Raw genomic sequence first — 8,990 nt, 5'->3', positions numbered from 1 at the left:
TGCACTTAATATTATTGAGATTTTGTTTCTCGCAAAGGCGTTTACCCCGAGCCAAACGGGGCAAGCCCAGATCGGTGCGCTGGGCAAAGGCGCAAAAGAAGAATTTTTTATTTAGTGCATTGTTATAGAGAATTGGTATTAACTAACGTTACCCATAATAAGGAGAAAATAATAGTTTCAAGCAGGTATGAAAACAAATCAATTAATCCTTTAACCCTTTCCCTTTTCCCCTTAACCAGCCTTCGTAGATTAATTAGTGGATAACATCAGCAATTAAATCCCTGCGTGTCCCAATGCAATGCCTGTAAATAACATTCCAAAGACTAAAAAGGGTTGCGCGCTAGCTTGATATTTTACGTCGTTTTCTAGTGGATTGCGTAGAAAATACATATCCTGAAACACGATTTGAGGAATAACTAACAAGAATACAATAGTTGCGTAAAGATTCTCGTGAATGCTAACCAAATAACCAGCAATACCAATTTGGAATACATCGATCGCAATGACACAAATCCAAGCAGCAGTAGTTACCCCAAACATTACAGGTAAAGATTTTAGACCCAAAGCGCGATCGCCTTCGACACTCTTGAAGTCATTGACAATGGCAATGCCCAACCCTGCAAAACTATAAATTAGAGTCAAAATTGCGATCGTCCAGTTTAAATTCCCAAATAAGGCGTGACCAGTCCACCAAGGAAGGGCAATATAACTAGAACCTAAAGCATAAGTACCCAGCCAGCCATTTTGTTTCAGCTTTAGTGGTGGGGCGGAATAAATATATGCCATAAAAGAACCACCCAAGGCAATACACAGAATCGTGGGGAAATCATGACCGACAGCTACGTCCAAACCATAAGCTAAAGCCAGACCAGCCAAGAGCAACACCCAAATCTGTACGTTGACTTGAGTTAGAGAGATCGCCCCAGAAGGAATCGGGCGGTAGGGTTCGTTAATCGCATCAATTTCGCGATCGTAAAGTTCGTTGACTGTTTGGGTATAGCCAGTCATTAAAGGGCCTGAAAGCAGCATACAAGCAGCCGAGAGAAAGAAATTTTCGACAGTCCAGGTGTAGTTCCCCGAAGATGCAGCACCACAAACTACACCCCAAATTAATGGAATCCAGGTAATAGGTTTCATCAGTTGTAGGCGGATCTTCCATAGGGAAGTTTCCCCCGATGCTGCCCCTTTCATGCCTAATAGTTGGCGGGTTTTAGAGTTACCTGAATTATCTGGTTTTTCTATATTGCTTGAAGAATCGGACATGATTTCTGTTTTGTTAAAGGTTTGTTTAAAGTTTGCTACTTACTAGTTATCCCACAGATACTTCTAAATAACCGTTTTGAAATTTAGCTCCCGTTACCGAACTTCCGCGCCAAGCAGGGGGAAGAGTAATGTTGCGTCTTTGATCTCCCGCTTCGATAGTAATTTCGGGACCATATTGGGTAAGTTTGACCTCTTTTTTGTCAAATCCTGGCAAATATACCTTGACTTTTTTTTCTGCCATGACAAATTCTGTGGGTTTGGGAGGGTTACTGCCTCCAGACATGGTAGGTAACTTATCGATTAACGACTGCCAATTATTGCCATCAAAATCGGGTAAATAATCAATATTTAAAGGCTCAAAGTCACCAGACAAGCTGCCAGATTGTCCTTGATTGACTAACACGCCTCCTACCTGCAATCCTACTTGTTGCGCGCTACCCCAAAGGTATTTAGCTGTAGCCACTGCTGAAGGGTTAGCAGTAGTTACCAAATAAGCAATTACATTACCTTGGTTTAAAGCTGCCGTACCATTTTCTAGCATCTGAGTAGCAGGATTATTAGTATTGCTAGTAATATCCTCTGCCGTCCAAGTGGTGTTTAATACTGCGCTGGTGACAGGACCGACAAAAGGTGCGAGGGTTTTAACAATATCCGATTCGGTGAAAATACCGCGAAAACGACGGAAATACCAACTCAAGATCTCTGGCATCCCAAACATCCTTAAAGTAGCAATATCTCCCGATCCATCGTAAACGATCGCATCATATTTATTACTTTGATAGTATTCCCGCAGGGCATTGAGGGCTAACGCCACATCCATCCCAGGCAAAACGCCCAACTCTTGACCGTATACTTGTTTAAGAATTGGCGATCGCAAGTATTGGGCTTCCATTTGCTTAACTTCTTCCCAATTGTTTTCTAGCAATACAGTCGATTTGAGTTGGACAACTTCCAGATTGGCTTCCATCTTTTGGGGCTCGGAGGTGGGTTGTATTCCCAATACCATTCCCCAGGCAGGACTGGAATCTTGTCCGACTAAAAGAACTTTTTTTCCTTCTGTAGCTAGTTTTTTAGCAGTTGCGATCGCGCTTATAGTGCGACCCGTACCGCCTTTACCTAAAAAGGTGACGATCGAGGGCATATTTAAAAATTTAGTCTGTTATATGGTTTATCTTATTATGACTAGTCTACGGGCTTGATTTCATCTTCAAAGAACCAAGTAGCACTGCGATCGTCAAACTGAACGACTACACCTACGCCACTACCATCAGTCATTTTATATTCTTTAACAGTGCCGACTTTACCAAGCTTGTTGGCTACACTGCCATTTACTCTATCTTTGATTCTATATACTTTAACTTTCTGCCCGATTTCCATTGCGATTAATTTATTCCGAATTATAATGAGCCAATTCACAGTTTAAAGCAAAACATACCCTCTTAAAAGTCGCCTTTGAGCCTATCTTTCTTTCACAAGCCAACTTAGAGACGTTTGGTGAAACGCCCCTATTCCTCTTAAAAGCGATCGACAATCGAGATTAATTGGCAATCGATTAATCTTTTAAAGTATTCATGTCAATCGCAAAACGATATTTCACATCAGATTTTTGCATCCGTTGGTAGGCGTGATTAATCTCTTGGATGGCAATGGTTTCGACATCGGCAGTAATATTGTGTTCCCCACAAAAATCAAGCATTTCTTGGGTTTCTTTCAGTCCGCCAATTAAAGAACCTGCCACCGCACGACGACCAAAAATCATTTGTGGCATTTGTAGAGATTTAAACTCGCCAATTGCCCCCACAACGCACATCGTAGAATTAAATTTGAGCAGGTTTAAATAAGGATTGAGATCGTGTACCACTGGAATTGTATTGAGTAGAAAATCAAATTTACCCGCCCAGGCTTGCATCGCTTCATCATCCGTTGACAGCAATACTTCATCCGCACCTAAAACTTTGGCATCTTCACCCTTTTCAGGAGATCTGGTAATCATTACAGTCCGCGCCCCCATCGCACTGGCAAATTTAACTCCCATATGTCCCAAACCACCCAGCCCGATAATGCCCACGGTTTGACCTGCTTTGACTCCCCAATGTCTTAAGGGAGAGTAGGTAGTAATGCCAGCACAGAGTAACGGTGCAGCACCAGCTAAATCTAGGTTTTCTGGTACTCGCAAGACAAAATTGCGATCGCAAACAATTGTTTGGGAATATCCGCCGTAGGTAAATCCCCCTGGATCTGAAGTAGGACTGCCGTAAGTTAGAGTAAATCCATTCAGGCAATATTGTTCGAGATCTTCTTGGCAAGCATCGCAGGTACGACAAGAATCTACCAAACAGCCCACCGCAGCGCGATCGCCAATTTTAAAGTCGGTGACATTACTTCCTACTGCCGTTACGCGACCGATAATTTCATGTCCTGGTACGAGGGGATAGGCTGACGAACCCCAATCGTTGTTTATCATATGCAGATCGCTATGGCATACTCCACAGTAATCGATCGCAATTTGCACGTCATCTATTCCGATACTACGACGTTCGATTTCAAATGCTTCTAAAGTGGCAGCTTGAGTTTTGGCTGCATAAGCTTTGGTAGGTGTCATGGTAATACTAGATATTTATAAGGTTTATTAGAATCGACTTACCTGTTTGCTACTAAAAATTCTATAGCGATTTAAGGTCTTTACTGAATCTTTGCTGTTGATGGTTTTTGATGAGAAAAATTAGACTTTCGTTTACATTAGTTTACAAATAATGCTAGACTCTATTTTGTAAACATGCTTTAGCAAAAAGTAGATAAGTTTGTTTGTGTTTGAATCTAGGTTAGAAAATTAGACCTTGTTTCAAGTTCACGGCTATATACGAATACCCGCGTAAGAAATGGAGTCAATAATCTGTAGATTAATGAAGCAGTTTCCAACAACAACTTATCCAAAAATAGAGTTTTTTTGAATCTACCTTGTTTCCTAATTGTCTTATTGTTTATCAATATGACTATCTATGGTTGCAAATTATTAACGAACCAAGCTTGACTGCTTTAAGGGGAAATTAAGCTGCTATCTTCAGTAGGCGCTCGAACCAGCAGATATGTCTTGCTCGTATTTGTCATCGGAACTTTTTGTGCCGAGACTACTTTTTAAGCTGCCAACAAACAAGGATCGATCAAGCAAATCTCTGATTTTTTTCAATTGGCGAATAGTATCGATTATTTGTGGTTGAAAAAAGCTAACGCAAAAGTATTAATAAGTAAGTCAATAACTTTTATGGTCAGCGTCGCTAATATATCTAACTCGAATCTGAATAACCACACAGAGCAACAGGTTAAACTAGTGGTAAGACCCGTTACGCCTCTAGGAATTCTGGTACAGCAGCTAGAAAAAATCGTCAATAATGCTAGAACCGAATCAGTTTCAGATGAATTCGAGGCATCTTTAAACAAAGCTTTTAAGCTGGCAGCAGGTTTAGACCCCTATTTAGAACAATGTACTACTCCAGAGTCGGCAGCTTTAGCTAATCTTACGGACAAAACTCAAAGAGAAGATTGGAGCAAGCATTTTGATAATGGTGCTACGGTTAAAGCCTTAGAACAAGAGATGCTTTCGGGGCATTTGGAAGGACAGTTGTTAAAAATGCTAGTTTCCATTAGTAAATCTAAGAACGTACTAGAAATTGGCGTATTTACTGGCTATTCTGCCCTAGCGATCGCCGAAGCTCTACCCGAAGATGGTTGCGTTATTGCTTGTGAAGTAGATGAATATGCCGCGAACTTCGCTCAAAAATGTTTTGATGTTTCCGAACACGGTAAAAAAATCGAATTAAAAGTTGCTCCTGCTAGGGACACCATGAAAGAATTAATCGTTCGAGGAAAAAGCTTTGATTTAGCCTTTATCGATGCGGATAAGGGCGGTTATGTTAACTATCTCAACTTATTACTAGATACCAATCTACTAGCCAAGGATGGCTTTATCTGCGTGGACAATACCTTAATGCAGGGACAGCCTTACCTATCAGAAGCAGAACGTACCGAAAATGGTCAAGCGATCGCCGAATTCAATCGTTTTGTCGCCGAAGATCCTCGCGTCGAACAGGTAATGATTCCCATCCGCGACGGTTTGACAATTATTAAGCGTAAATAGCCTCTCTGGGATAACAGGATGAGTTAGCTAGGTTAGCTGTCAGCTATTAGCTCTCAGCTATCAGCTTCTCAATCGCAAATGCTTAATGTTCAATGTTCAATGTTTAATGTTTAATATTCAATGAATAAAAGTTCGGCAATTGCCAAAAATATCGGTACTCTCGCATTATTATTATTACTGCTGCCATTTAATTTAACGGCGGTAGTATTAACCTGGATTAAAGGCATTTTTATCAGTAATTCTCAACAGACAGCAGTAGAGAAAAAGCGAATTTTGATTACTGGGGCAAAAATGACCAAAGCTTTGCAGTTAGCAAGGTCTTTTCATCGCGACGGACATGAAGTTTATTTGGTAGAAACCCATAAATACTGGCTGTCGGGGCATCGTTTTTCCCGCGCCGTAAAAGGATTTTTTACCGTACCAGTCCCAGAAAAAGAGCCAGAAGCTTACTGTCAGGCTTTAGTAGACATTGCTAAAGATAAAAACATCGATTTGTTTATTCCTGTATCTAGTCCTATTGCTAGTTACTATGATTCTTTAGCAAAAAAAGCTTTAGAGCCTTATTGCGAGTCTCTGCACCTAAATCCAGAAGAAACAGAAATTTTAGACGACAAACACGCTTTTTGTAGCAAAGCCAGAGAGTTCGGTTTGTCTGCGCCTAAAGTATTTCGCATTACCGATCCGCAGCAAATTATCGATTTTGATTTCGAGAAAGACGGTAGCGTTTACATTGTTAAAAGTATTCCCTACGATTCCGTGTTGCGTCTCGATTTAACCAGACTACCCTTCCCTGGAATGGAAGACTATGTTAGGAGTTTACCCATTAGCGAAGCTAAACCTTGGGTGATGCAGGAATTTATTAAAGGAAAAGAATATTGTTTCCACGCCACAGCGAGAAACGGCAAAATCCGACTGCACTGCTGCTCCAAATCTTCTCCCTTCCAGGTGAACTACGAACAAGTAGATAACCCCGCCATTTATAACTGGGTAGCTACCTTTATCGCGAAAATGAATCTGACGGGGCAAATTTGTTTTGACATGATTCAAACCCCAGACGGTACTGTATATCCCATCGAATGCAATCCCCGTCTCCACTCGGCAATCACTATGTTTCACGACCATCCAGGAGTAGCCAATGCCTATCTAACCGATGGCGTGCCAGGAGAAGCACCTATAACTCCTTTACCCAACAGCAAACCAACCTACTGGACTTATCACGAACTGTGGCGGTTCTTAGAAATTAGATCTTTAAAAGATTTAACAACTTGGTTTAACAAGGTAACCAAAGGAACTGACGCAATTTTAACTCCTGAAGACCCTTTACCCTTTTTAATGCTCCATAACTGGCAAATTCCCCTATTATTGCTCGGTAATTTACTTCGCCTCCAAGGTTGGGTGAAAATCGATTTCAATATTGGCAAATTAGTCGAAATAGGAGGAGACTAAATCATTGAAAATTATAATTAAACTTTAAAAACTAAGAACTAAAAACTAAAAACTACGAACTAGTAAATTTTCAAAGAGAGCTATTCAACAGCTATTTATTCCTGACAAAATTCTGGCATAGGTATCAACCAGCATGGCAAGCTTATGGGGTTGTCATTTTAGGCATCGCTTTAACTATTTTGGTTGGTTTTATCGTTCAAAAAAGCGATCGCATTAATTTCGGTCGTTTGAGTAAAAAACAAGTTTCGACTTTTATCTATAGCTTTGCTATTTCCATAGCTTTAGCAATGGTTATCAATCTAATTTTTCCTATCTTGGCGATCAAACAAACTAAAAATGTTATTTCCCAAATAAATAATCCTGACATTAAATATTGCATTCAATCCAATAGAAAACCATTAAAGTCTTGGCTAGACTTAACGCCTTTGACTGCATGGAATAAACCTAACGGAGATGGAGGCGCGGGACTTAGACACGCAGTCTTAGTTCTAGAACAAGATAGTGAATATCTGATTTATCACTGGTCTTGTAGATTAAGAAAATGGATATTTACCTCAAATAAATTTGAGCCTGGTGCTTTAACAATTCCCGATAGATTGCAATGTAATCCAGAGAAAAATTATGTCAGTAATTTACCATTCATATAAACGATCGCTCGATTAATAATCATGAGTAATTGCTCCTTTCGGAATTGAGATCGAGCAAAAAAATTCATTATTAATTAAATATGGTTGCTAGCTATTTTATTGATTTAACATTTTATTTCTCTCTTAAAAAAGCTAATTTTCCTCTGCCCATCAATAATCAACAATTAACAAAATGACTACATTTAAAACTATATCCACCGATAAATTACCCTCTTTAAAAGATCGCCCTACTCTTAAAGTTCTACATTTAGTAGGTTCTGCGGTTTCCGATTTTTATTACAAGCTATCTGTTTTATATGCCCAAGAAGTAGTACAACCTGGGGGAGTAACCGTCTACTATGCTGTGGTACATCCCGATGGCTTCTGGCAATTAGGCTCGTCTTTAACTGAATTAGGAGAAAAAATCTCTCTCCAGGTAGCTATTTCTCAGTTACCCCAGGTTGATGTAGTCGTGCCCCATATGTTTTGTTTCCCTGGTATGACTAGCTATCGCTCATTTTTTGAGGATTTACTCAATATTCCCGTAGTCGGCACTAGAGCCAATTCCATCGCCCTCGCTACCAGCAAATCTCACACTCGCAACATTGTTGCCCCCGAAGGAGTCAGAGTAGCTGAAGCACAGTTATTGAGACAAGGGGATACTTTGACCATGAAACTCCCTTTTGTAGTTAAACCTAACTCCGAAGATAATTCCGTCGGCATTACTCTAGTTAGAGAAGAATCTGAAATAACATCAGCACTAGAAACAGGTTTCAAATACGACGAAGTGCTACTAATTGAAGAATACATCCCTGGTAGAGAATTGCGAGTTGGCGCGATCGAAGTTGATGGCAAACTAGAAGTATTGCCAGCAATGGAATACCTCTTGACCAAAGAAAATCCGATTCGGACTTTGGATAACAAATTAGGAACTAAAGACAATGGAGAAATGGTGAGACAACCAGTAAACATCGCTTGTCCATCGGAAATTAGTCCAGAACTAAAACTCAAACTAAGTCAAGCCGTCAAAAAAGCCCATCGTGCTTTAGGCTGTCGCGACTATTCCCTCTATGACTTCCGCATCCACGAAGAGACTCAAGAGCCATATATGCTAGAGTCTTGTTCTTTTTGGTCTTTTATTCCTGCCAGCGTACTTTCTAAGATGCTAGTTGCTAACGGACAAGATGTAGAAACAACTGCATTTAAAATTTGGAGTCAAGCAGCCCAGCGCACTCGCATCGCTTGTGGTTCTTTATTCCAATATGTCAATGCCGAACATAATTAAACCGTTGCCCAGGCGTGTCTTCAGATTCTGGAACAAATTACACTTAGGATAACCTGAGTTCGGGATAAGAGAATTACTCGAAGAGAATAGTCTTTAGTCTTTAGTATTTAGTTCTTAGTTTTTAGCGGGCAGTAATGCCCGTGGTTTACCGCAACTAATGCTGGTGTCTGGCAAATCTTATTCCACGCCCGCCCGAAGGGTTTTTAATCGCTGCTTGTAATACAAATAAGCTTTA

8 protein-coding genes are annotated in these 8,990 nt (G+C 40.3%); 4 read left to right on the top strand and 4 right to left on the bottom strand.

Features of this window, described 5'->3' with window-relative positions; all coding sequences use genetic code 11:
• Nucleotides 1–273 precede the first annotated feature (273 nt).
• The 4 genes from chlG to AC33VI_RS04240 all read right to left on the bottom strand — a co-directional run bounded on the left by chlG (nucleotide 274) and on the right by AC33VI_RS04240 (nucleotide 3,865).
• The gene (gene chlG, locus AC33VI_RS04255; RefSeq protein WP_491781030.1) at nucleotides 274–1,263 is read right to left on the bottom strand and encodes a chlorophyll synthase ChlG; all 990 of its coding nucleotides are present in this window, start codon (nucleotides 1,261–1,263) and stop codon (nucleotides 274–276) included.
• Nucleotides 1,264–1,309: 46 nt separating this feature from the next.
• The gene (locus AC33VI_RS04250) at nucleotides 1,310–2,404 is read right to left on the bottom strand and encodes a Get3/ArsA fold putative tail anchor-mediating ATPase NosAFP (protein ID WP_491781029.1); all 1,095 of its coding nucleotides are present in this window, start codon (nucleotides 2,402–2,404) and stop codon (nucleotides 1,310–1,312) included.
• A gap of 41 nt (nucleotides 2,405–2,445) precedes the next feature.
• Nucleotides 2,446–2,640, bottom strand: coding sequence for a cytochrome b6f subunit PetP (gene petP / locus AC33VI_RS04245; RefSeq protein WP_491781028.1), 195 nt, complete (start codon nucleotides 2,638–2,640; stop codon nucleotides 2,446–2,448).
• A 175-nt stretch (nucleotides 2,641–2,815) separates the two neighbouring features.
• The gene (locus AC33VI_RS04240) at nucleotides 2,816–3,865 is read right to left on the bottom strand and encodes an NAD(P)-dependent alcohol dehydrogenase (RefSeq protein WP_491781027.1); all 1,050 of its coding nucleotides are present in this window, start codon (nucleotides 3,863–3,865) and stop codon (nucleotides 2,816–2,818) included.
• A 660-nt stretch (nucleotides 3,866–4,525) separates the two neighbouring features.
• Here AC33VI_RS04240 and AC33VI_RS04235 point away from each other — a divergent pair.
• The 4 genes from AC33VI_RS04235 to AC33VI_RS04220 all read left to right on the top strand — a co-directional run bounded on the left by AC33VI_RS04235 (nucleotide 4,526) and on the right by AC33VI_RS04220 (nucleotide 8,755).
• Nucleotides 4,526–5,398, top strand: a complete 873-nt coding sequence (locus tag AC33VI_RS04235) for an O-methyltransferase (RefSeq protein WP_491781026.1) — start codon at nucleotides 4,526–4,528, stop codon at nucleotides 5,396–5,398.
• Nucleotides 5,399–5,518: 120 nt separating this feature from the next.
• On the top strand, nucleotides 5,519–6,844 hold the full coding sequence (locus tag AC33VI_RS04230) for an ATP-grasp domain-containing protein (RefSeq protein ID WP_491781025.1): 1,326 nt from the start codon (nucleotides 5,519–5,521) through the stop codon (nucleotides 6,842–6,844).
• A gap of 179 nt (nucleotides 6,845–7,023) precedes the next feature.
• A complete protein-coding gene (locus AC33VI_RS04225) occupies nucleotides 7,024–7,491 on the top strand; it encodes a hypothetical protein (protein ID WP_491781024.1) in 468 nt (155 codons plus the stop codon).
• Nucleotides 7,492–7,663: 172 nt separating this feature from the next.
• Nucleotides 7,664–8,755 carry a D-alanine--D-alanine ligase family protein gene (locus tag AC33VI_RS04220; protein WP_491781023.1) on the top strand — a complete coding sequence of 364 codons (1,092 nt, stop codon included), beginning with the start codon at nucleotides 7,664–7,666 and terminating at the stop codon, nucleotides 8,753–8,755.
• Nucleotides 8,756–8,990: the final 235 nt, after the last annotated feature.

It is taken from the genome of Waterburya sp., from assembly GCF_058530065.1.
This window is presented reverse-complemented; position numbering and strand designations above follow the sequence as displayed.